General features: G+C 41.6%; 26 protein-coding genes. 17 read left to right on the forward strand and 9 right to left on the reverse strand.

Translation table 11 applies throughout. From position 1 onward, the window contains the following. The 3 genes from MHH31_RS04005 to MHH31_RS04015 form a co-directional block, all read right to left on the reverse strand. Window positions 1–315, reverse strand: a complete 315-nt coding sequence (locus tag MHH31_RS04005) for a multidrug efflux SMR transporter (protein WP_007496650.1) — start codon at window positions 313–315, stop codon at window positions 1–3. Beyond that, on the reverse strand, window positions 316–660 hold the full coding sequence (locus MHH31_RS04010; protein ID WP_003217798.1) for an SMR family transporter: 345 nt from the start codon (window positions 658–660) through the stop codon (window positions 316–318). Between the two features lie 80 nt (window positions 661–740). Continuing rightward, the gene (locus tag MHH31_RS04015) at window positions 741–1,319 is read right to left on the reverse strand and encodes a TetR family transcriptional regulator (protein WP_216895773.1); all 579 of its coding nucleotides are present in this window, start codon (window positions 1,317–1,319) and stop codon (window positions 741–743) included. A 174-nt stretch (window positions 1,320–1,493) separates the two neighbouring features. Here MHH31_RS04015 and MHH31_RS04020 point away from each other — a divergent pair, with 174 nt between their 5' ends. From MHH31_RS04020 to MHH31_RS04050, 7 genes are all read left to right on the forward strand, one after another. Then, window positions 1,494–2,042 carry a VanZ family protein gene (locus MHH31_RS04020; protein ID WP_045034495.1) on the forward strand — a complete coding sequence of 183 codons (549 nt, stop codon included), beginning with the start codon at window positions 1,494–1,496 and terminating at the stop codon, window positions 2,040–2,042. Beyond that, a complete protein-coding gene (locus MHH31_RS04025) occupies window positions 2,039–2,503 on the forward strand; it encodes a DUF6884 domain-containing protein (RefSeq protein ID WP_024720270.1) in 465 nt (154 codons plus the stop codon). The genes MHH31_RS04020 and MHH31_RS04025 overlap by 4 nt, the downstream gene beginning before the upstream one ends. 150 nt (window positions 2,504–2,653) lie before the next feature. Next, window positions 2,654–3,283 (forward strand): rhamnogalacturonan acetylesterase, encoded by a 630-nt coding sequence (locus MHH31_RS04030; RefSeq protein WP_039167979.1) that lies wholly within the window; start codon window positions 2,654–2,656, stop codon window positions 3,281–3,283. Window positions 3,284–3,436: 153 nt separating this feature from the next. Beyond that, on the forward strand, window positions 3,437–4,477 hold the full coding sequence (locus MHH31_RS04035) for an NAD(P)/FAD-dependent oxidoreductase (RefSeq protein ID WP_024720272.1): 1,041 nt from the start codon (window positions 3,437–3,439) through the stop codon (window positions 4,475–4,477). Window positions 4,478–4,552: 75 nt separating this feature from the next. Continuing rightward, window positions 4,553–6,157: an AraC family transcriptional regulator gene (locus tag MHH31_RS04040; RefSeq protein ID WP_256689107.1), complete on the forward strand. Its 1,605-nt coding sequence runs from the start codon at window positions 4,553–4,555 to the stop codon at window positions 6,155–6,157. A gap of 111 nt (window positions 6,158–6,268) precedes the next feature. Continuing rightward, window positions 6,269–7,195 carry an ABC transporter substrate-binding protein gene (locus MHH31_RS04045; RefSeq protein ID WP_024720274.1) on the forward strand — a complete coding sequence of 309 codons (927 nt, stop codon included), beginning with the start codon at window positions 6,269–6,271 and terminating at the stop codon, window positions 7,193–7,195. A 12-nt stretch (window positions 7,196–7,207) separates the two neighbouring features. Next, window positions 7,208–8,923: an ABC transporter ATP-binding protein gene (locus MHH31_RS04050; protein WP_342495315.1), complete on the forward strand. Its 1,716-nt coding sequence runs from the start codon at window positions 7,208–7,210 to the stop codon at window positions 8,921–8,923. A gap of 251 nt (window positions 8,924–9,174) precedes the next feature. On the opposite strand, the gene MHH31_RS04055 is transcribed toward MHH31_RS04050, so the two are convergent. Further along, on the reverse strand, window positions 9,175–9,501 hold the full coding sequence (locus tag MHH31_RS04055; protein ID WP_017358827.1) for a YnfA family protein: 327 nt from the start codon (window positions 9,499–9,501) through the stop codon (window positions 9,175–9,177). A 354-nt stretch (window positions 9,502–9,855) separates the two neighbouring features. Between MHH31_RS04055 and MHH31_RS04060 the strand changes: the two genes are divergently transcribed. From MHH31_RS04060 to MHH31_RS04085, 6 genes are all read left to right on the forward strand, one after another. Continuing rightward, entirely contained in the window at window positions 9,856–10,422 is a 567-nt protein-coding gene (locus MHH31_RS04060) for a sigma-70 family RNA polymerase sigma factor (RefSeq protein ID WP_212361207.1), read from the forward strand. Further along, the gene (locus MHH31_RS04065) at window positions 10,419–11,177 is read left to right on the forward strand and encodes an anti-sigma factor (protein ID WP_268373721.1); all 759 of its coding nucleotides are present in this window, start codon (window positions 10,419–10,421) and stop codon (window positions 11,175–11,177) included. The genes MHH31_RS04060 and MHH31_RS04065 overlap by 4 nt, the downstream gene beginning before the upstream one ends. Window positions 11,178–11,276: 99 nt before the next feature. Further along, window positions 11,277–11,774: a hypothetical protein gene (locus MHH31_RS04070; RefSeq protein ID WP_342495316.1), complete on the forward strand. Its 498-nt coding sequence runs from the start codon at window positions 11,277–11,279 to the stop codon at window positions 11,772–11,774. An 89-nt stretch (window positions 11,775–11,863) separates the two neighbouring features. Then, window positions 11,864–12,871 (forward strand): zinc-binding alcohol dehydrogenase family protein, encoded by a 1,008-nt coding sequence (locus MHH31_RS04075; protein WP_268356824.1) that lies wholly within the window; start codon window positions 11,864–11,866, stop codon window positions 12,869–12,871. 13 nt (window positions 12,872–12,884) lie between these two features. Continuing rightward, window positions 12,885–13,415: a YfiT family bacillithiol transferase gene (locus MHH31_RS04080; RefSeq protein WP_268356825.1), complete on the forward strand. Its 531-nt coding sequence runs from the start codon at window positions 12,885–12,887 to the stop codon at window positions 13,413–13,415. Between the two features lie 14 nt (window positions 13,416–13,429). Next, window positions 13,430–13,693: a hypothetical protein gene (locus tag MHH31_RS04085; RefSeq protein WP_060832187.1), complete on the forward strand. Its 264-nt coding sequence runs from the start codon at window positions 13,430–13,432 to the stop codon at window positions 13,691–13,693. Window positions 13,694–13,731: 38 nt separating this feature from the next. Here the strand turns inward: MHH31_RS04085 and MHH31_RS04090 are convergent, their stop codons facing one another. After that, window positions 13,732–14,211 carry a MarR family transcriptional regulator gene (locus MHH31_RS04090; RefSeq protein ID WP_008341672.1) on the reverse strand — a complete coding sequence of 160 codons (480 nt, stop codon included), beginning with the start codon at window positions 14,209–14,211 and terminating at the stop codon, window positions 13,732–13,734. Window positions 14,212–14,379: 168 nt separating this feature from the next. On the opposite strand from MHH31_RS04090, the gene mprF reads away from it, so the two are divergent. The 3 genes from mprF to MHH31_RS04105 all read left to right on the forward strand — a co-directional run bounded on the left by mprF (window position 14,380) and on the right by MHH31_RS04105 (window position 18,399). Beyond that, window positions 14,380–16,950 (forward strand): bifunctional lysylphosphatidylglycerol flippase/synthetase MprF, encoded by a 2,571-nt coding sequence (gene mprF, locus MHH31_RS04095; protein WP_268356826.1) that lies wholly within the window; start codon window positions 14,380–14,382, stop codon window positions 16,948–16,950. A gap of 93 nt (window positions 16,951–17,043) precedes the next feature. Next, window positions 17,044–17,592 (forward strand): thioredoxin family protein, encoded by a 549-nt coding sequence (locus MHH31_RS04100; protein WP_008341670.1) that lies wholly within the window; start codon window positions 17,044–17,046, stop codon window positions 17,590–17,592. Window positions 17,593–17,931: 339 nt separating this feature from the next. Further along, window positions 17,932–18,399, forward strand: a complete 468-nt coding sequence (locus MHH31_RS04105; protein ID WP_007496690.1) for a DUF393 domain-containing protein — start codon at window positions 17,932–17,934, stop codon at window positions 18,397–18,399. A 35-nt stretch (window positions 18,400–18,434) separates the two neighbouring features. Here MHH31_RS04105 and MHH31_RS04110 read toward each other — a convergent pair whose 3' ends face one another. After that, window positions 18,435–19,691 (reverse strand): transcriptional regulator, encoded by a 1,257-nt coding sequence (locus MHH31_RS04110; RefSeq protein ID WP_052320913.1) that lies wholly within the window; start codon window positions 19,689–19,691, stop codon window positions 18,435–18,437. A 270-nt stretch (window positions 19,692–19,961) separates the two neighbouring features. Between MHH31_RS04110 and MHH31_RS04115 the strand changes: the two genes are divergently transcribed. Next, the gene (locus MHH31_RS04115) at window positions 19,962–20,549 is read left to right on the forward strand and encodes a nitroreductase (protein WP_024720283.1); all 588 of its coding nucleotides are present in this window, start codon (window positions 19,962–19,964) and stop codon (window positions 20,547–20,549) included. A gap of 35 nt (window positions 20,550–20,584) precedes the next feature. Here MHH31_RS04115 and MHH31_RS04120 read toward each other — a convergent pair whose 3' ends face one another. From MHH31_RS04120 to MHH31_RS04130, 3 genes are all read right to left on the reverse strand, one after another. Then, on the reverse strand, window positions 20,585–20,740 hold the full coding sequence (locus MHH31_RS04120) for a YfhD family protein (RefSeq protein ID WP_035703748.1): 156 nt from the start codon (window positions 20,738–20,740) through the stop codon (window positions 20,585–20,587). A 61-nt stretch (window positions 20,741–20,801) separates the two neighbouring features. Continuing rightward, complete coding sequence (locus tag MHH31_RS04125) at window positions 20,802–20,912, reverse strand: YfhE family protein (RefSeq protein WP_017358836.1); 111 nt, start codon at window positions 20,910–20,912, stop codon at window positions 20,802–20,804. Window positions 20,913–20,964: 52 nt separating this feature from the next. Next, the gene (locus tag MHH31_RS04130; RefSeq protein ID WP_342495317.1) at window positions 20,965–21,861 is read right to left on the reverse strand and encodes a TIGR01777 family oxidoreductase; all 897 of its coding nucleotides are present in this window, start codon (window positions 21,859–21,861) and stop codon (window positions 20,965–20,967) included. Window positions 21,862–21,925: the final 64 nt, after the last annotated feature.

A 21,925-nucleotide genomic window follows, 5' to 3' on the forward strand; every position in this document is an offset into this window, starting at 1 on the left:
TTACGCAAACAACTTCAGCCCAACGACGCCAATCACAATCAGCAGCAAGCTGAGGATACGAATCATGTTTTTCGGCTCTTTAAATAGAATCATATTAAACAAGACAGAACCCGCTGTTCCAAGTCCAATCCAAACCGTATAGGCAACGGAGACTTGAACGGAAGAGAACGAGGCGTACAAAAACAAAAAGGATAAGGCAAATCCGCCGACAAATAAAATGCCTGTCGTGAGTTGCTTTTTCTTACTGAACATATTGAGACCAATGGTTCCGCCAATTTCGCAGGCAGAGGCCAACAGTACAAAAAACCAGCCCATTTATACCGCTTCTCCTTTCTGCTCATGTGCATCTCCATCAGACACTTTCAGTCCAATAATTCCGAGAATTAAAATGCCCATAAATAAAAGCTTTTCTAATGAAAACGAACCGCCGAACAGCGCATAATCCATCAAAGACGTACCAATCGTTCCAACTCCGGCAAACACGGCGTACACAGTCCCAGTCGGCAGCTTCTCGCAAGCTTTCATTAAAAAATAAAAATCAACCGGGATCAGGCAGATAATGATCGCCCACTCCCACACAGCATCAGCTCTATTTAAACCAAACACCCAAAGTAATTCAAATAAACATGTGAGTGCAACATACATCCAGCTTTTTTTCATTGTATTTCCTCCTAAAACTGAAAACTGACGATTCGTCATTTTGAAGCCAAAAAAGAGCGTACAGCAAGTGCTGTACTAAGTTAAGGTGTCTCTATGCCGAGTGCGTAAAGGAGAAATTGCTTCACCTCTCGCTTTTGAATCAGAACCTCTTCTGTATCTGTTTCTGTAAATAAGTACATTTGCTCAGCAGACGATTCAAGTAAACCGATAATGAATTTGGCTGCATATTGACAGTTCAGATTCGCACGGACTCTTTTGTCCTGCTTTGCCTTTTCTAAAAAAGCAGCGACCCATTTGTAAATCGGTTCATAAATATCTTCCCATTCCTTTAAATGCTCGGTGGCAGCTAAACCTGAGTAGGTCAGGGCAAGGACATCACGGTATTGTCTTGTAAAAGCGAAAATGAATTCAACAAGCGCATCTGCTTGATCGAGGACATCTGCATGCTGAGTTAATTCCTTTTCGATCGCAGGCACCATCTGTGCAATCAGATGTTCAGCGATGGCAGGCATGACAGACAGCTTTGAAGGAAAATATAAATAAAAAGTTCCTTGCGCTACTCCTGCTGTTTTCACAATATCCGATATGGTCGTCTTTTCAATTCCTTTTTCTTTAAACGCGTCAATGGCAGCAAGCATAATTTTTTCTCGTTTTGACACAGGATCACCGACCTTAAAATGACTGAATGTCAGTCAGTTTAGCGGAAAAATGACGATTTGTCAATATGGGTTTCTCGTCATTGAATAGGAGAATAAGTGATGAATAGATGCGGGCAGGCCTGAATAAGCTGTAAATATGGTCAAGCATGATGTGAGAAAGGGGCAGCTCTCCGTATGACATTCAGTGCGATGTTTTCCATGACTTATTTTCTCTTGCTCGTCCCGCTCTATTTACATATGAGATACAGACAGGCGAAAAAACAAAAACGATTTATCTATTTACGAACTGAAATCGTTCTTGCCTGTCTGTTTATGTATACAAATGTTTTATTATATTTGACGGTCTTTCCTAATCGTTTTTCCGCACCAAGGGATCAGGTGAGTGTCAACCTCATGCCTTTGCAGTCCATTTATCAAAATCTCCATGCCTATCATCATGGCTATCCCAATCTTGTTTTTTTAAATTTGGCAGGGAACATTTTGTTATTTGTGCCACTTGGTTTTTTTCTTTATCAAGCATTCCGAACCTTGCGCTGGCAAAAGGCGATTCTTGCTGGCTTTTTCTTGTCAACAATAATTGAAGTGCTTCAATGGATATTCTCGCAATCTGGTATGATTACAAGAAGCAGCGATATTGATGATATTCTCTTAAATACACTTGGCACAGCGCTAGGTTGTATGTTGTATCGGATGTATCAACGAAGGAAGGAGAAAATCAAGTGAAGCGAGTTTGTATCATTCCATGTGGGGCGAAGAAAATGTGGGACGTCCATCCAGAGGCAGGGAGCCAGCCGGCGAACCTCGTTTATTTAAGTCCGCTGCATCAGCGTACGAAAAGCTATGCCCGAACGTTCTTTTCAGACTACCTAATCATTTCAGCGAAGCATGGATTCTTAAAGGCAGATGATATTATTCATGAAAATTATGATGTGGCTTTTGGTACACCGCATACTGATCAGATAACAAGAGAAGCACTAAGTCAGCAATTTCATGAAAAACATCTCACTGCATATGATGAATTAGTGATACTAGGTGGAAAGAAATATCGAAAGGTGATCGATCCTTTATTACTTCCTCATCAGACAGCGATTTATCCGCTGGCTCCATATAAAGGAATTGGCTATATGCTTCAGGCGTTAAAGCAAGCCGTTGAGACAAAAGTAGAACTTCCGCCGCATATTTAACGTATTCACATCTACCGGTAAGCAGGGTTTTGATCATTAAAAAGAGAATGAATGAAGTAGCGATGCTGATTGTTTCATATCTTTTCAGCAGCCACTTGGATGTCCGCATCGCTTATTAGAGTGGCTAGATGAAAAAGGGGGCGTATGAACATGACAACCATCTATTTAGCTGGTGATTCAACCGTTTCATCTTACCCAGATCGTCCTGTTCAAGGAGGGTGGGGAGAGTTTTTACATCGCTACACAGCGCAGGGTGTGAGCGTCGACAACCGCGCAATCGGTGGAAGAAGCTCAAAAACATTCATTGAAGAAGGACGGCTTGATAAAATATTGGCTGACATTCAGCCTGGGGACTGGCTGTTTACACAAATGGGGCACAATGATGCTTCAACGGAGAAGCCCGAACGGCATACAGATCCTTTCACAACGTATAAAAGCTATTTGTCTCAATATATTCACGGAGCAAGAGCGAAAGGAGCTACACCGCTTTTATTAACGCCAGTCGGCCGCTTTCATGAAAAAGACGGAGAATATATCAATGATTTCCCTGATTACTGTGCCGCGATGAAAGAACTAGCTGATGAAGAAGAAGTCCTTCTTGTAGATTTAAATACGGCAAGCCTTCAGTTTTATCAAATTTCCGGCATAGAGAAAACGACTTCTTACTTTATGCTGTCAACAGGCATAGAGGATCGCACGCACTTTACAAAAGAAGGAGCAGATGCGATTGCAAGGCTTGTTTCGCTGGAATTAAAGGACCTTGGATTAACGATTGTGTGATGGATGACAGGACGAGAAAGCGCTCGTCCTGTTCTTTTTTTGCAGAAAGCTATTGATTCCCTTCACCAGAGTAGACTACAATAGGTACATATGATAATGAGAATCAATATCACTTATAAATAGATCAATCGATGAAAAAACGGAGGGACTCAAATGACAGATCAGCTTGAATTGTTTGACGTCACCATTATTGGCGGCGGTCCAGCAGGAATGTACACCGCCTTTTATAGTGGGATGCGGGATTTAAAGACGAAGGTACTGGAGTATAACGAAAGCCTTGGCGGGAAAATCCTCCTCTATCCTGAAAAAGTCATATGGGATGTGGGTGGTTTGCCACCAACAAGAGGTGAACAGCTGATTCAGCAGCTAGAAACGCAGGCGAAAACATTTGAACCAGAGATTGCGTTGAATCAAAAAATCACGCAATTCGAGCGGGATGAGAATGGTCATATCCTGCTGACGGCTGAAAATGGCGATCGTCATTTGACAAAGACCCTCATCTTAGCCATGGGTCACGGAATTCCAGTTCAGCGAAAACTTGAAATCGAGCATGCAGACCGTTATGAGGTAACAAACCTTTATTACACCGTGCAGGAGCTAAAGACGTTTGCAGGGAAGCGAGTGGTCATCTCTGGAGGCGGAGATTCAGCTGTTGATTGGGCAAATGCCCTCGTTCCAATTGCTGAAAGTGTGACCGTTGTGCATCGTCGTGATATGTTTGGTGGACATGAAAAAAACGTCGCCAACATGAAAGCATCTAGTGCTCGCATTCTCACACCGCATGAACTCACAGAGCTTCATGGTCAAGGTGACAAAATTGAAGCCGTCACCATTCAGCACTTAGAAACAGGCGACATCGAACGAATCGAAACCGATGCTGTCATCGTCAACCATGGCATGAAAGGTGATTTAAGTGTTCTATCAGAATGGGGACTCAAGCAAGGTGAGTGGGGACTCATCGAGGTCAATGAAAAGATGGAAACCAATTTACCCGGTGTCTATGCAGTTGGCGACTTATGCACACATAAAAGTAAAGTGCGTTTAATTGCCGGTACGTTTGTTGATGGAGTCAATGCACTCAATAGCGCAAAGCTATACATCGAACCAGAAGCAGAAAAAGTAGCGTACGTGTCTTCACATAATGAACGCTTTAAAGAGAAAAACAAAGAATTACAAACGGCTGGAGCGCGATAATCACCATTCAGTCAGACATTGAAGTGCTAAAATGGTTTATTTTAGCACTTTTTTATATGGAAGGAGAAAGAGGAAATGACCGCCTATACTCATACAATTCTTCGCATGAAAGAAAGCAGTAAACGATCTCTTTCTGTGAAACAAACGGACTCATGGCAAACATCTTCACTGATGTTCTTGACTACGGACGGTGCGGTGAGACTTGACATGGAAGGAATTCGATATGAGCTAAACGCCAAAGACAGTGTGTTGATCCGCTCAGGAATAGATGTCATGGTTCAATCTTTATCGAGCGAGCAAGTGGTGATCTATACTGTCACATTTGACCAATTCACTCTGGCACAAGATGCACAAAATGAATTGGTCTATAAGGTGAATCACGATAATCTCCCTGATAACGGGGAAGTGGTGAAAGGCTCTGCCGTTCTTTTTTCTTACATCAAACAAATACAGACGAGCCAAATCATACAAGAACAGGCAAAATGGCTGGAAGAAATCATGTTCATTTTCCGCAAACAATCCAAGCCATACAACGAAAAAGTGCATTATTCGATTAACATGATCTTGCAGTATATGGCTGAGCATTATGATCAAAAACTAACAAGAAAAGACTTAGCTCATAAGATGGGGTTTCATGAGAGTTACTTTTCTACCTTTTTCAAACAAAGTATGGGGATGAGTGTGACAGAATACATTGCACAAATTCGAATAGACGAAGCCAAAAAACGTCTTTTACAAACAGACGATCAAATTCAAATCATAGCACGGCAAGTCGGGTATGCAGACAGTTTATATTTCAGCAGGAAGTTCCGTCAAAAAACAGGGAGAACGCCCAGTCAGTTTCGAATGAACCGAAGACCAGAGCGTATTGCTGCTTTTCAATTTGTCGGGTCATTGGTTGCAATAGGCATTGAGCCTGTTTGTATTGACGAAGAAACCTATCTCCATTCAGATATATTGAAAGAACAACTGGCCGGTTCGCTCGTCATAAATGAACATACGCCTGATGACGTCTTTAAATCACTTCAATTAGATGTCATCATCGTCCCTAACTATTATTATTCAAAACCTGCATTGATCAAGCGGTTGGAGCAAATCGCACCAGTTCTTGTTCTGCCATACGCCGGTCATCATGCTGTACCAGAGGTACTGTCTATAGGACGCCTTTTAGGAAGAGAAAATGAGGCAAACGATTGGGTGAAGCGATTTGAACAGCATAGTCAACAGGCAAGAAACACCCTGTCTTCCTTTAGAGAAAAAGGCGAGACCGTTGCAATCTATGAAATGAGAGGACATGACAAAGTGTATATGTGGTCCTATGAGGCAAGAGGGGCCTTCTATCTTTACGAAACGCTTGGCTTAAAACCTCCAAAAGCCATTTTAGAAGAAGTTCTTCTTCCTAATCAACATACAGTCATTCCTTTAGAGAGACTTGGAGAATACGAGGCGGATCATATGTTTTTTATTGTCTCTGACCAATATGGGTGGTATAAGCAAATGGACAAGCGAATGGAAGAAAGTGATGTACTTCGTCAATTATCGGCTGTGAAAAATGGTACCTTTTATCCAGTAAAACTGGAGGAGTTTCGATTTGATGAAGGAGAGCGTGCACTTCTTTTGATGGACCGGTTTGTCTCTCAATTGACACAGCCAGCCTATCCAACAATTGTCCATATGTAAGTTGCGAGAATCCTCCATAGACCACGACAGGTGAGGTTGATAGAATACATGAGACTAGTAATTGATAACTATTCTCATTTGTAGTGGCGAAAATGAAGGAGGAATATGGAGATGAAAAAGACGTATTGGATATGTGCTGTCATTCTTCTAATGATATTGACGGCTTGTGGCAATAAAGAACAAGCCAAAACAGCAGAATCAAAGCAAGAAACGAAAACGGTTGAAACAGTGAAAGGAAAGATAGAGATTCCAGCTGAACCTAAACGAATTCTCGTAGATGGATATTTAGGGAGTGTGATTGCACTTGACGTTCAGCCTGTGGGATCGACCACGCAGGATTTAAAGAACGTACACTTAAAGGACAAGATAAAAGGAATAGAGGACATCAGTGACGAGCGTTCAGCTGAAAAAGCACTTAGCTTAAAGCCTGATCTGATTATCACAGCAGTACAGGATGAAAAAGTCTATGATGTTTACAAAAAAATAGCCCCTACCATCGTGTATCCTTACGGTTCTTTCAAAGATGCACATGAAGAATTAACGACGCTGGCAAAAATTTTAAATAAAGAAGAGGAAGGAAAAGCATTCCTCACCGCTTTCGATCAACGAATCGAGGCTGCTAGGAAAAAAGTGAAGTCTGCTTTAAAAGAGAATGAAACGGTCTCGATCATGGGTGCTTTTAAAAATGATGTCTATGTATATGGTAACGGTATTTATCGAGGCGGGCAGGCATTATATCAGCAATTACAGGTAAACCCGCCAAAACAGGTCAGAGATACGATTTTAAAAAGTAAGACAGGGTATGAAGTCATTTCGTATGAAACCCTTCCTGAATATGCAGGAGATTACATTTTCATTGATGAAAGCAACGGCGGAACATTTGATAAAAACAATTCTATTTGGAAGAGTCTAGAATCTGTCAAAAAAGAGCAGACCTATCAAATGGATACAGAGTTCTTCTGGCCTTACGATCCGATTGCAGTAGCCAATCAAGCGGAAGAGTTTGCTGACATATTGACAGAAATGTCTGATCGGTAGGAGGTCTGTCAATTGTTAAAGCGTTTCTTCTCATACTACAAACCATATATGGGGCTGTTTATATTAGATTTTTCCTGTGCGGTACTGGCAGCCTTACTCGAATTATCCTTTCCCCTTGCCATCAGTAAAGTGATGGACGATTTGCTGCCAAATGGTGATTGGGACGCCATTTGGTTTTGGGGCATTCTGCTCCTCATTTTATACGTGATCAGTTCTACGATGCATTATGTCGTGACCTATTTTGGGCACAAATTAGGCATTAATATAGAAACGGATATGAGGAATCAGCTATTTTCTCATGTACAAAGAATGTCCTTTCGCTTCTTTGACAAAAAGAAAACGGGAAAACTCGTGTCCCGTATGACAAATGATTTAATGGATATTGGTGAAATTGCGCATCATGGCCCGGAGGATTTATTTATCGCGATCATGACACTCACGGGTGCCTTTGGCTTGATGCTGTCGATTAATTGGCAGCTGGCAGTTCTCACATTTATTGTCGTTCCATTCTTGATCGGATTATCCGTCTACTTTACGAAAAGAATGTCTGCTGCTTTTGATAAAATGTTCTCGAGTATTGGTCAATTCCATTCACGTGTGGAAAACAATATTAGTGGCATACGGGTTGTGAAAGCATTCGGAAATGAATCACATGAAATGGACCGATTTATTGAACATAACGAGCAATTTAGAAAGACAAAGCTAACCACATATCAAATGATGGCTGTGCATACCGCTGTCAGTCATTTTCTTATTAAGAGTGTGACAGTGTTTGGCCTTGTATGCGGCGCATGGTTTGTGCTGCAAAAAAATATGACGTATGGGGAATTTGTGTCATTTGTACTATTAACAGGCATCTTCTTAGGACCCATTCAACAAATCAATGCAGTCATTGAAATGTATCCAAAAGGTGCAGCGGGCTTTAAACGATTTGCATCACTCATCGATCAATCGCCAGATGAAAAGGATGCGGATGATGCCATTGAAGTTGATCAGTTAAAAGGGGATATCGTTTTTGAGCACGTGTCTTTTCAATATGAATCAGACAAACCGGTTCTTCATGACATCAATCTTGAGGTAAAACAAGGAGAGACCATTGCGGTCGTAGGTCCCTCTGGTGCTGGGAAATCGACGCTTTGCAGTTTGCTGCCACGTTTTTACGAATGGCAGGAGGGTACCATTACAATTGATGGCATAGAGACAAGAAAGATGACACTGCCTTCGCTGCGGAGACAAATTGGTGTCGTCCAGCAAGATATTTATTTATTCCATGGGACCATCCGAGAAAACATTTTATACGGAAAACTCGATGCATCTGATGAAGAAGTGTGGCAGGCAGTGGAGAAAGCCCAACTGAAGGATCTTGTAAATAGCTTGCCAAATGGGCTTGATACGATCATCGGTGAACGCGGAATGATGCTATCTGGCGGACAAAAACAGCGTATCTCCATTGCACGTATTTTCCTTAAAAATCCGCCAATTTTTATTTTAGATGAAGCCACATCTTCTCTGGATACGGAGACAGAATCCTTTATTCAGGGCTCACTTGAAGAACTATCTGAAGGACGAACCACGTTTATTATTGCGCATCGCCTAGCGACCATCCAGCATGCTGACCGGATTGTGGTTTTAACAAAAGAGGGCATCAAGGAGCAAGGCAGGCATGAAGACCTGCTGGAAATGGACGGGATGTACCGGCGTTTGTATGAAACACAGTTTAGAATGTAAAAGAGGAAAAGCCGGCATATGGCTGGCTCGGCGTGTAGACAAACCCACGCATTCGGTGTCAGTCCTGCGCTTCGGTGCTCACGAATGTCAAATTCGCTCCGCGCCGATGCTCGTCCTTCCTAGGGCTGCAAAGGTTTTCTATCACGCTGAAAAGAAGACAAAGGGCTAAAATAAAGTTCATTTTAGCCTTTTGTCAACAATCTGAAGCCGGCATATTGCCGGCTTTTTAGCGTGTGATCATCATCCGACCATTAACTGCGGGGGGCAAATAACATCACACTGACACCAGCTAAACAGATCAAAGCACCCATCCAGTCATAGAAATCAGGGGTTTTGCGATCGACCCACCAGCCCCAAAACACAGCGAGAACGACAAAAACACCGCCATAGGCCGCATAAACCCGCCCAAAGGTCGGGAACTGCTGGAATGTAGGGATGACGCCGTAAGCGACCAAGATGAGGCTACCTGCGATTCCGTAGCTGACGGGTTTTGCTTCACGCAGCCACAGCCAGACAAGATAACCGCCACCTATTTCAGCCAGACCAGCTAATAAAAAAAGAACAATCGTTACAATCATTTTCGGACACTCCAGTTCTCCAGTTTCGTTCTATTATGACATGATGAAAGGATGCGTTCTACCTGATATAAATTGAGAGCCTGACGAGAGTTTGCTAAAATCAACTGAACAGTGAATGAAACACATGGATTCTTGACTTTCCTTGAGGCGAGTGATCCAAATGGTCAATCCATCCGTTGAGTAAGTACATTCTCATGAGGAACACATTTCCTTTTTCAGCGCTCTTTTTTTCTCCTTGAAAAAAGAGTAAAGTACAAAGGAGGCTTATCTCAGCAATTTGAGAGATGAGCCATACGTGAAGATTTCATGATGAATGCATAATGCTCTTTCTCATGAAAAAGGAAGGAGATGACCATGGACACACTGAAGGATTTTGAGCTGTATCACAAGATCAAACATGATCGACATAAGCCCTCGCTTGAATTATTGTACGATCGCTATGAACGTGTGTTATATTCGTTTATTTATAAAATGACTGGAAACCGTGAGCTGGCGGAGGAAGTGCTTCAAGAAGTCTTTATCAAGCTTTGGCGCGGCATAGGAGAATACAATACAGATAAAGGGAAATTTTCCTCATGGTTATTTATGATGTCACGAAACACGGCAATCGATCTATTAAGGAAACACCGAAATGAAACAGCTCTTGAAGATGAGCATATTGAATACTTGGCAGATCATCAAGAAGATGTGTCAAAAGAAGTAGAATGGAACGAAGAAAAACTAATTATACGTGAAGCAGTATCAACATTGTCGAAAGAACAGCAAACCATCATCGAAGATGTCTATTTTAAAGGAATGACACAAAAGAGCATTGCGGAAAAACTAGGCATCCCTATTGGAACGGTGAAGGGAAGAGTTCGATTGTCATTGAAGCATTTACGAACGAAACTGTCTCGCGGAGGAAAGGAGGAAGAGGCATGACTCAGTGTAAACATCAAGTCATTGATTACTTTAACGGGCATTTACAAGGAGAAGAAAAGACGCAGTTTGAAGAACACATCAAACATTGCTCGGATTGCAAAGAAGAGCTTGAAGAACTGACATCGCTCATGTCTGATATTCCGTTTCTAGCAGAGGACGAAACGCCTCCGGCAGGGATGAAAGACCGCATTTTATCAAGAGTATTTGAAGAAGAGATACGAGAGACAACAATCGCTGCAAAATCGAACCCGCCTCAAGATCTCAAAATAGTTCGTGATGCAAATGAGACGAAACCGCCAATGAAGAAGAAAAATCAATGGCTTTTGCCTCTCGTTGCCGCACTACTTCTCATTTCTGCAGCTGGGAACGTGTATTTCTTAACAAATGGAACAGATCAAGCAGAACAACCTGTCAAAGTTGTTGCGACAAAATCACTGGCATCTGCCGAATCGGCAAAAACAACGGGTGCTTTTTCAGTGATTGAGCATCACGGCAAAAAAGAGCTTGTAGTGAGTGCCGACGGATTAAAAGGCCAGCTTGATTCATCAGCTGTTTATCAAGTATGGCTCATTAAAGGAGATCAGCCCGTTCCGGCCGGTGCCTTTAAAACAGATAGCAAAGGGGAGGGCACCGTCACCTATGCGTTATCTGAAAAAGAAGCAAACGAATCATGGGATACTGTGGCTGTCACCCTTGAACCAAAAAAGGATAACAAGCTTCCGCAAGGCCCTGTCGTACTGAGTGCTGCATTTTAAGCTTGATTCATGAAGGATGCCTTTTTCAGGGCATCCTTTTTTGATAGGCAGAAGGAACCTTATGACAAATGAGACGTACTACATATAGAGGTGAGACACATGCAGCGATACATAGAAAAACAATTATTTCTCTTATCAGGTAGACACGCATTTACCGCATTTTATTTTTTGGTGATCCCATTCATTATAAAAGACCTTTTTAAATCAACTCCTTTACTTATGGTCATGATCGCTCTTTTTATCATTCATCATCTAGTGACAAGTATCGTATGGTTTTATAAATCAAGAAACATTCGAAAGCGTCAATCAGGTGACCTAACCAAACGAGGACATCTCGTTGTCCAGATCATGCAGAGGCTCGAACAGCTCATGATGCTCGGTTTTGTGATGGTATTGATCAGTGGAAGGATGCAGGGAGACATTGTGACGCTATTATTCACAATTTTTCTGTTCATCGTCGTTTTCTTGCAGCACATTCAGTTTTATTATGTTCAGTACTTTTTTAAATCGAACGGCTGGTTCACCTATGTCCTCTCTTTACAAAAGGCTCGTCCTTCTTACATAGTGAGGGAACGAAAGGCTTTGAAGAAATCCTAAATGTGCAATCGCTTGCTGACTGATCCATCAGCATCAGAAATGTATGATAAAATGTGGAAAAGAAGCATGGAGAAAGGGAGTGCGAGCGAGTGAAAGCAGTTGGATTATTTGAGTATTTGCCAATTGAGCATAAACAAAGCCTGATCGATCAGGAGGTGGCAAAGCCCAAAGCAGCTGGCAGGGATATTTTGGTGAAAGTAGAGGCTGTGTCGGTGAATCCAGTGGATACAAAGGTGAGGTCACCGAAGAATCAGAAGGAAGAAGAACTGAAAATTCTTGGCTACGATGCAAGCGGTACGGTGGTGGAAGTAGGTGAAGCGTGTACGTTGTTTCAGCCGGGTGACCACGTCTATTACGCAGGAGATATCACGCGACAAGGCTCAAATAGTGAATACCAGCTTGTGGATGAGAGAATTGTGGCGAAAAAGCCTGCAAATCTCTCTTTTGCCGAAGCAGCTGCCATGCCTCTTACAACAATTACGGCATATGAAGCGCTATTCGACCGAATGCATATGAAGCGGAATGCAGAAGGCTCGACCCTGCTGATCATCGGTGGTGCAGGCGGAGTGGGCTCCATTGCCATTCAACTCGCCAAATTAGCGAAAGCAACTGTGATCGCCACTGCTTCAAGACCTGAAACAAATGAATGGTGTCTCTCATTAGGGGCTGATCATATCATTGACCATCACGAGCCGCTCTTAGCGCAGCTTCAGGAAAAAGGGATTGGCGAAGTGGATTACATTTTATGCTTAAATGATACAGATGGCCATTTCAAAGGCATGGCAGAAGCGATTAAACCTCAAGGTACGATCTGTACCATTGTTGAAAATCAGCACCATTTAGACATTCAATTACTCAAAAATAAAAGTGCTGCATTTGTATGGGAATTCATGTTCACACGGCCGATGTACAAAACCTCGGATATGATGAAGCAGCACGAGCTTTTAAAAGAAGCGAGTACATTATTTGAAGAGAAGAAGTTAAAACATACATTAACAAAGGTGCTCAGCCCCATCAATGCAGTTAATTTGAAGCAGGCACATCAAACACTTGAGCAAGGGAAGATGATAGGTAAATTTGTTCTAGAAGGATTTTAAGGAGGGGCAGCAAATGACGACGTCATTACAATATCCGATTGGCTTATATGAACGGGTGGACCAACAAACGAAAAAGCAGCTGGAGGCATGGATTGATGAGCTGGCACTCATTCCTCAAAAGTATGAAGAGGCAGTTGTTCCATTGACAGATGATCAGCTGGATACCCCATACCGGCCAGGTGGATGGACCGTTCGTCAGCTCATTCACCACGTAGCCGACAGCCATCTGAACGCCTACTTGCGATTTAAACTTGCGCTGACAGAAGAAACACCGCACATACGTCCATATGATCAGGAGGCATTTGCTTCACTTCCTGACAGTAAGGCGTCTATCAGTCTATCGCTGCCGTTAATCAGCAGTCTGCATCGCCGATGGGTCACATTACTTCGCGAGATGACAGAGGAAGATTTCAACGCTGCATATTACCATCCAGCCGATCAACAAACGGTGTCCTTATATGATGCAACAGGAATGTACGTCTGGCATTCACAGCATCATCTTGCCCATATCACGGAATTAATCAAAAGAAATCAGTGGAATTAAAGGAGTCAACACACATGTCTAGTAGAAGAATTGTTGGCGCTATGTTTATCTGCATGGCGGCATTGTTTTATATAGCGAAATACGTTTTGTTTGAGATTCGTTATGGTGGAAATGTAGGCGCAGAAAGAACGATCGAGGAACTGGAACATATACTCCCAGGCGGTACGTGGATCAGCATCATTTTTCTCATTATCGGTTTAGGTTATCTCTTGTGGGATGACCGGGAAGTCATTCGTCAATATCTTTTCACCCCAGATAAACAAGGAAAAGAAGAATGAAAAAAGACGGACCTCAAGTGACCGTCTTTTTTCCTTTTTTAGCCACGTTCGGGACGAAGTGCTTTTTCTAAAATAGCTAGACCTTCATTGACTTTTTCTTTTTCCTCGTCATTGAGCCGTTGCAGGGAATTTTTAATTTTTTCATGCCCTTTTTGATAAATACTTCTGAAAATATTTTTCGCTTCCTCTGTCAATTCTACGACAATTATTCGACGGTCACGCTCAGAATGCTTTCGTTCCACAAAGTTCGATTGTTCTAACCGATCAAGCAGCCCTGTCATATTGGACAAAGAAGCCCCCATTTTTTCAGCAATTTCGGACACCTTAAGAGAGCCATGGTTATTGAGCAGCATGAGTACTTTCATTTGAGGCATACTCATATCAAGCTTCATCCATTCAGAAACATCTCCAAGTCCTGCAGCAGTGAGCACTTTCATATACAGCACCCATGTCTTTTTTTCCTCAGGAGATAGGATTTCCTCTTTTAGTACGGTGGTGTCATGAATATTATATTCCACGCTTGTTCACTTCCTTTAAGCGGCTCTTTTCTTTATATTACTGATTTTTACTTCTAATTGAAAGTATCATGAAGCTTTTGAATGTTAAACTGCATGAATTAAGTGGTATTTGTTGTATAATAATGGTCAGTTGAAATTAATGAAGCAACTTAGAAAGTTGGGAAAAACATGTGGAACAAAAAAACGGGTATGACGATCTTAAAAATGCTCTTTCCGATCGTGATCATCCTTGTCTTAATTTTTGTCGCCAAGCAGGAGCTGAGCGGCCTTTCCATTAAAAAGACGTTTTATATTATTGACAGCTTGAATCGAATGGACTTGTTTATTCTTGTCTTTCTTGGACTTGTCGCTGTTTTATCCATGTCCTTATATGATTTTATTTTAAGAAAAAGCCTTGATATGCCCATCAGCGGCTGGAAAACGATCCGAATTTCTTGGATCGCCAACTCCTTTAACAGTGTACTTGGATTCGGTGGTTTATCAGGAGCAGGGCTTAGAACGCTTCTATATAAGGAATACATAACCGATACGAAAAAATTGCTGAAAGGCATAGCCCTTTTAACATCCTCTGTTCTGCTAGGCTTATCTATTTTCAGTGATTTGATTTTAGTTAGGGTCCTGCCAGTTGAAAGTATTATTAGTCAGGAGCCGTGGTTATGGGCATTTGTCATTATTTTTGCTTGTATTGTGCCCATTTACATCATCATGGCGTCCATTCGAAAAAGCTCGATTGAGAGCGGTGAAAACGGACTAAAGCACCCGATCTATGCTTATATTGGTGCATCGTTTTTAGAGTGGCTGGCAGCTGGTCTTGTCATGTACATGGCTGTTGTCTCTATGGGGATGAACGTTGATGTCCGTATTGTATTAGGCGTCTTTGCGATTGCGTCAATCGGCGGTTTAATCAGTATGGTTCCGGGCGGATTTGGTTCTTTTGATCTGATCTTTTTACTCAGTATGCAATACATTGGGTTTGATAAAGAGATGGTGCTGACAGCGCTTGTCTTGTACCGCTTCGTTTACTCCATTTTCCCGTTTATTCTTGGACTTTGTCTAGCGGCATACGATTTAACTGGAACAACACTCAGGCGTCTTGAAGGCAATCCGAGAATGGCGCCTGCAATTGAAACAACAAACGTCTTAATTGTTTTGCACCGAGCTCTGCTCATCCGTTTATTGTACGGATCTTTGTCCATTTTAACGTTTGGAAGCGGTTTGCTCATTATGGCTTCCGTTGTGCTTCCTGTTGATCGTTTAGGTGTGATTACAACCATTCCACGCTTTTTGTTATCAGGATTTAATGGTCTTTCTTTAATGTTCGGGATCATTTTAATGATTTTGTCCATTGAAGTGTATAAAAGAACGAAACGGTCTTATCTATTGACAATGATTGCCCTAGCAGGCGGCTTTGTGTTTACTTTACTAAAAGGGTTTAACCTGAGTTTGATCTTTATATTGCCGGTCATCATGGTGGTATTTTTCTCGCTTCGAAATCAATTTGTGAAGCAGCAGGCCCCTTATTCTTTGAATCAGTTTGTGGCCGCCGCCGCCGGATATTTACTCGTGTTGTTTAACTATAATGTCATTGGGAACTTCATTTGGATGAAAATTGGTCATTTCTTAAGCAAGGACTATTTGGTTCATAATGAACGGCATATCACGATGACCAGTATGATTGCTTTAATTGGCGTACCTCTTTTCTTTTTCATTAGTAAATTGATTTTTAATAAAAAAGCAGTTCCAATCGGTGAAGAAGCCGATGAAGAAAAGTTAAAAACATTTCTCGAAGAAAAGGGAGGAAATGCTCTAAGTCATTTAGGTTTTTTGGGAGACAAAAAGCTGTTTTTCTCAAGTGATGGAGAGGCGATGCTTCAGTTTGGCCGGATTGGCCGCTGCGTTATTGTGCTTGGAGATCCTTCTGGCCGTAAAGCCTCTTATCCGCTTGTACTGGAAGAATTTTTGGAGCAGACAGAAAAAGCAGGCTATCGTGTCGCTTTTTATCAAGTAGAACGTGAAGGAATGGCGCTTTATCATGACCTAGGTTTTCACTTCTTTAAGCTTGGGGAAGAAGCCATGGTCGATTTAGAAACGTTCTCTTTGTCAGGAAAGAAAAAATCAAACTTACGGGCTGTCGCAAATAAATTTGAACGAGAAGGCTATACGTTTGAAATGCTCGAGCCGCCCTTTTCAGAGGAATTGATCTCAACCTTAAAACAAATCTCTGACAGCTGGCTGGGCAAGAAAAAAGAAAAAGGATTTTCATTAGGCTATTTCAATGAAGACTATATTCAAAAAGCACCGATTGCGATTTTAAAGGATGAACAAGGACAGATCATATCTTTTGTGTCCTTAATGCCGATGTACCAAAAAGGAGAGATATCCATCGACCTCATGCGTCATATGCATGATGCACCGAACGGGATGATGGATGCACTCTTTATCCACCTTTTTCAATGGGCGAAAGAAAAAGGCTACACATCCTTTAACATGGGAATGGCGCCATTATCGAATGTAGGCACGTTCCACCAGTCCTTTCTGACAGAACGTTTGGCGAGTGTCATCTTCAATAACGTCAGATATATGTATAGTTTCAGCGGCTTACGGTCGTTTAAACAGAAATATAAACCAGAATGGCGCGGAAAATATTTAGCGTATAAAAAGAATACATCACTGCCTGTCACAATGGTGCTCGTCACTAAGCTGATAGGAATGGACCCAAATCGAAAACGGCGTCCATAAGTCCAAAGAACCTTTACCTTTCACTAGGTGAAGGTTTTTTTAGACAAAAGAATAGCAAAAGTGGTAAAGTTGAAGGGTAAGGGGGATGTTCACATGACACTAAATGAATGGTTTACAAAGGGATTAGCTGAACGTACATATGTACACAACATGGAGAAAAATCGTGAAAACTTACTCACGGTGTACAACCAGTACGCAATTCATCAAAAGGAAAAAGAGCTGCTTCAAAAACTTCAAAAGAAAAAACTGAGAGCGCTTGTGATCACGGCAGATTGGTGCGGCGATGCGATGGTCAATGTACCTATTTTCATGCGTATTGCAAATGAAGCACTGATTGATGCGCGCTATTTCATTCGGGACGAGCACCTAGACCTGATGGATCAGTATTTAACGAACGGGACCGCAAGATCGATTCCGATTATCGTCATCATTGATCAGGACGGGAAAGAAGTGGGGAAATGGGGACCTCGCTCAGCAGAAGCTCAGCGCTTTGTCGACGAGAAAAAGCCGGATAAAGATGCACCCGATTTTGAGGAAGCATTTAAAGTGTTTGCGAAAGAAGCCGCACATCACTATACGACAGATCGTTACTTATGGAAAGATATTGAGAAAGAAATAGTAGAAGTTTTGGCAAAAATATAAACCAAAAGACTACTTCGCCGCAATGGGAAGTAGTCTTTTTTTATCTTGTTTTTGCGTTTCACCTACAAAACACCGCATAAAGATGTAGAAAAACCGCAGAATTCTATCAAATACCGCAGAAAACCGCAAAGCATCACGATTTTCCCAACCACTTTTAGTTGAAAAACCTCATATATGCCATGAAAACAGCTATTTTGCCCTTATCTAAAGGCTCATATAACGCACGTCGGATGGCTTTTTCCCAATACAAGAGGCCCAGCAACTATAGTAATCTAGTTGTAATCTCCTTTGAACGAACTAAAAAAAAATAAATGAAGGAAAAGGGCTGGCGATCAATTTATGAAAAAAATCATCTATCTCGATCAAGAAAAAAAGAAGCTCGCTGAATCAAAGAAAAGAGAACAGCGTTCCATCAAATCACTCAGACTGCTTGTGTTTTATGACGGACAAAGTCCTTCATGTGCAAAAGCGATTGACCTGTTGAAATCACTCGATTGGAAAAACCGAATTCACTTTGAATCATTTAGACACTCACAGCTGCTGAGACTGAATAAAATTAGTGAAGAGAAGGCAGAGAAACGAATCGTGTCTATTTCCTTAGCGAAAAATCAAAAAAACTCAGGGATTTATACTTGGCTGAGAATGGCTTGTCACATCCCTGCATTATGGGGAACGGTCCCATTCATTGTACTCAGCATTTGGCTTGGCTTTGGGCAGCATGCTTACGATTATTTTGCGAGAAAACGGTACATTCATTCTGTCGAACAAGTCACCCGTCCCGATACAGATCAACAAAAAACCATCTAATCATAGAAAAAGCATGACCTTCGATCGGCAGAAGGTCATGCTTTTTTGTAATATGGGATATATGATGCTAAGTGATCAAGTAGCTTCGTTGTGTAAGACATATACGCACGCTTATCAAGCTCAGAAGCCGCATAGGAAAGTAAGGTTCTAAGAGCAAACAAGTACTCATTGTGGAGCTGATTGTGTTCAAAGTAAGGAATCGCTGCTTCTACTAAATAAGTTTTCAAATCATGAGGATTCTCTTCAATCATCAATTTATAGATTTTAATCATATATAAACAGTTTGGTTGAATACGAGGCTGTTTGAGCAGCTCGTGTATGTATGGAAGCGCCTTTTTGCGATCATATTCCGCATACAATGTCGCGATTTCATAGAGCGTTTCACAGTAACGATCTTCTATCTGTTCTTGATTAAAATAATTGAGTGAATCTAGTAAATAAGGCACAGCGGATGAGAAATCGCCTTGGCGTTTTAAGAGAACCCCGTAATAAAAATAAGCTGTCATCTTAATATAAGCATCAGGGTGAAGCGACGTGTGTAAAATCACTTCTTTTAAATATCTTTTAGCTGTTTGAAAGGCCTTTAATTCCAGTGAGATGACCCCATGAATGAGTGTACAATGAATGACCCGCTTGAAATTATTTTTTTGTCTATACAAATCCATTGCTTGATGTGTGGCCTCAAGCGCATCACCGAGATGCCCCATGGCTCCAAGTGCTTTTGCATAGTGATAATACAGGTCGCTCTGTTCAACAGAAGCGTAAGAAAAGCAGCTTTCAAGTCTTTTCAATCCTTCTTCGAGCTGACCGATTTTAATAAGATGGATGCCATCTAGATATTCAAACGTTTCTTTTTCTGTGTCAATAAAGGTTTTTTCAAACTTCTTAAGCACGCGGTGCGTTTTTAAGGCAAGCTGCTGTTTTTCTGTTAATAAATAAAATTGAAATAAGGACAAATGATACTGAATCCCTAAATCTAGCGAAAAGAACTGTTCCTCGTGATGAATGATCATTTCTGCATTTTGCTCTGCTTGATCGAGCGCATAGAAATACATGTTCATTTGAAACTCATCGAGCAATGACAGCAGGTGACGCGCCTTTTGCGACAGCGTTTCTTGACTAATTCCAAGCCGTTCAAGCAAAAGATTGATCGTATCTTGATTGGCCTCTTTTGAGCCATTTTCAATTTTACTTAAATGAGAGACAGAACAAATTCCTTCTGCCAACTCCGATTGGGTCATATTTTGTTTATAACGATAGAGTTTGATGATTTGCCCAATATTGATTTTCATTCCATCCAGAAGCCTCCCTTCCAATCATGGGTTGAAAGCTTTTTGAAAAAATAGCCGCATGAGACAAAGTGGAAATACCTGATATCATTTCATCATCTTGGCTTTTTTCTCAAAATTTGTTTAAAACGTAATATGATTGTAACATTACTTGAAAAAGTCAAACAACTTTTTAGCAGAGAGGCGAGGTCCTATTTGCAAACAACACATGATCATGTTTATAATGTGAATGAGAATCAATTTCAATTAAGGTTGATTGAAAGGATGACATATATGCCAGAAACAAAACAACAAACAGAAGCGTTAACGGTTCGAGACGCTGTCAGATATAGACGATCGATTCGAAAATTCAAAGAAACACCGGTGAGCATTGAGCAGCTTCAGCCATTATTAGAGGATGCAGTCTATGCACCTAATCATAAAATCACGGAACCGTGGCGTTTTTTATATGCAGTGACGGATGAAGCAAAAGAGGTATTTGTTGAGCGGTTCATTGCTTTCTTTAAACGCAACAACCCAGACGCAAAAGAAGAAAAGATCAATCAGTACAGAGATTATTTTTCTAAAGTACCAGCACTTTTACTTGTTGTTCTAAAAGAAGACGAAAACCCAGTTGTGAGAAACGATGATTTTGCCGCTGTGAGTGCGCTCATTCAAAACTTCCAGTTGTTGGCTTGGGATCAAGGAATCGGTATGGTATGGAAGAGCGGCCGTATTTTATACGACAAAGGGTTTCAACAGGATATGGGATTAAAGGAAAACGAGCGCTTTGCCGCAATTCTTCACATTGGTTATCCAGAAGAGGTGCCTGAGGAAAAGTCACGTCAGAAGGCATCAAGCCTGCTAACTGAAATCAAATAAAAACAGACCTTTTGATAAGGTCTGTTTCTTTTTACTTATTGTTTTTTGGCACGCTGATCGGCTGCTTTCATACGTGCCATCGCTTTTACGTCATTCGGATCTGCAAGTTCTTTGGAAAATTCAACATATTCGCCATCCGTCTCTTGTGCCGCAAGCTGGTGGTTGGATTTTTTGAGTTGGTCTTTTTTCAAAGCTTTTCCCTCCTTTACAAGATCACTTTAGTTATGTGCTTGTAAAAGAGGAATATCCGTTTTATTTGTTTCTTTTTTCTGCTGCTCTTTCCGCTTTTTTGAATTCCTGCTGATACAGAACTTCCTGGGTTTTCTTCAGTTTTGAAGTCGGCTGGTGTTCTTTTTTCTTCATCAAAATCGCCCCCTCATCTCATTTTTAATAGGATGGGTGTTTTTGACAAAAATTATTCCTCTGAATGCAAAATCGCTTCTTTTAGCTCAGGGTGTAAAAACTCATAAGAAGACAGCAGTGCCTTTTTCGGCAGGGCGCGCTGGCCTTCTAGAACAAGCAATGACATGTCGCCAAGTGCGGTTTTGATGACAAAGGACGGCACCTTCAGCCAGTGAGGGCGATGAAGGACAGATGCAATGGTTTGCCCCAGCTGCTTCATTTGAACAGGATTTGGAGACGTGACATTGAGTGGACCTGATATGTGTTCATGTTGAATGGCATACGCAATGAGATGTGCTACATCCTCCACGTGAACCCAAGATACCCATTGCGAGCCAGAGCCAATCGTTCCACCGGCAAACAGCTTGTATGGCAAGGTCATAAGAGGAAGTGTGCCTTTTTCTCCTAGCACTACCCCAAAGCGTGTATAAACCGTGCGAATACCGAGCGCCTCAATTTTTTGACCTTCAGCTTCCCAAAGTTTTGACGTATAACTTAAGAAATCTGTATCGGCTGGAGGGGCCTCCTCCGTAAAATCCTCTGTCTTGGAAGTGCCGTAGATACCGACAGCACTTGCTTGAATGAGCACAGACGGTTTCGTTTTTTGCGCTTCTATAATGCGTCTCACTTCTTGTGTGGATTGAATACGGCTGGAGAGAATGCCTTTTTTTGCTTTGTCCGTCCAGCGTGTGAAAATGGATTTTCCAGCAAGGTTAATCCATACATCAATCGCAGGCAATTCGTGTTCAGGCTTAGCACCTTCTGTCAGCCACTGCACATAGTGTAAATGATTTTGTTCGGATTCCTTTGGATTTCTTGTTAAAATATATAGATGATGTCCTTCAGCTGCGAGCACCTTTGTGACGTGCTGACCGATAAACCCGGTTCCTCCGGTAATGGCGATATTCAATTGACATCTTCTCCTCTCATATACATACCTATATCTTTCACGATTTTGAATCAGAAGAAACATC

The organism is Bacillus sp. FSL K6-1033 (assembly GCF_038630765.1).
Taxonomy (GTDB): Bacteria; Bacillota; Bacilli; order Bacillales; family Bacillaceae; genus Bacillus; species Bacillus altitudinis.

Coding starts and splice junctions, on each gene's coding strand:
- MHH31_RS04085 (WP_060832187.1), top strand. CDS start 13,430: ATGTCTAGTAGAAGAATTGTTGGCGCTATGTTTATCTGCATGGCGGCA.
- MHH31_RS04035 (WP_024720272.1), top strand. CDS start 3,437: ATGACAGATCAGCTTGAATTGTTTGACGTCACCATTATTGGCGGCGGT.
- MHH31_RS04005 (WP_007496650.1), bottom strand. CDS start 315: ATGGGCTGGTTTTTTGTACTGTTGGCCTCTGCCTGCGAAATTGGCGGA.
- MHH31_RS04105 (WP_007496690.1), top strand. CDS start 17,932: ATGAAAAAAATCATCTATCTCGATCAAGAAAAAAAGAAGCTCGCTGAA.
- mprF (WP_268356826.1), top strand. CDS start 14,380: ATGTGGAACAAAAAAACGGGTATGACGATCTTAAAAATGCTCTTTCCG.
- MHH31_RS04010 (WP_003217798.1), bottom strand. CDS start 660: ATGAAAAAAAGCTGGATGTATGTTGCACTCACATGTTTATTTGAATTA.
- MHH31_RS04070 (WP_342495316.1), top strand. CDS start 11,277: ATGCAGCGATACATAGAAAAACAATTATTTCTCTTATCAGGTAGACAC.
- MHH31_RS04060 (WP_212361207.1), top strand. CDS start 9,856: ATGGACACACTGAAGGATTTTGAGCTGTATCACAAGATCAAACATGAT.
- MHH31_RS04030 (WP_039167979.1), top strand. CDS start 2,654: ATGACAACCATCTATTTAGCTGGTGATTCAACCGTTTCATCTTACCCA.
- MHH31_RS04055 (WP_017358827.1), bottom strand. CDS start 9,501: ATGATTGTAACGATTGTTCTTTTTTTATTAGCTGGTCTGGCTGAAATA.
- MHH31_RS04045 (WP_024720274.1), top strand. CDS start 6,269: ATGAAAAAGACGTATTGGATATGTGCTGTCATTCTTCTAATGATATTG.
- MHH31_RS04115 (WP_024720283.1), top strand. CDS start 19,962: ATGCCAGAAACAAAACAACAAACAGAAGCGTTAACGGTTCGAGACGCT.
- MHH31_RS04020 (WP_045034495.1), top strand. CDS start 1,494: ATGACATTCAGTGCGATGTTTTCCATGACTTATTTTCTCTTGCTCGTC.
- MHH31_RS04040 (WP_256689107.1), top strand. CDS start 4,553: ATGACCGCCTATACTCATACAATTCTTCGCATGAAAGAAAGCAGTAAA.
- MHH31_RS04100 (WP_008341670.1), top strand. CDS start 17,044: ATGACACTAAATGAATGGTTTACAAAGGGATTAGCTGAACGTACATAT.
- MHH31_RS04125 (WP_017358836.1), bottom strand. CDS start 20,912: ATGAAGAAAAAAGAACACCAGCCGACTTCAAAACTGAAGAAAACCCAG.
- MHH31_RS04110 (WP_052320913.1), bottom strand. CDS start 19,691: ATGAAAATCAATATTGGGCAAATCATCAAACTCTATCGTTATAAACAA.
- MHH31_RS04065 (WP_268373721.1), top strand. CDS start 10,419: ATGACTCAGTGTAAACATCAAGTCATTGATTACTTTAACGGGCATTTA.
- MHH31_RS04080 (WP_268356825.1), top strand. CDS start 12,885: ATGACGACGTCATTACAATATCCGATTGGCTTATATGAACGGGTGGAC.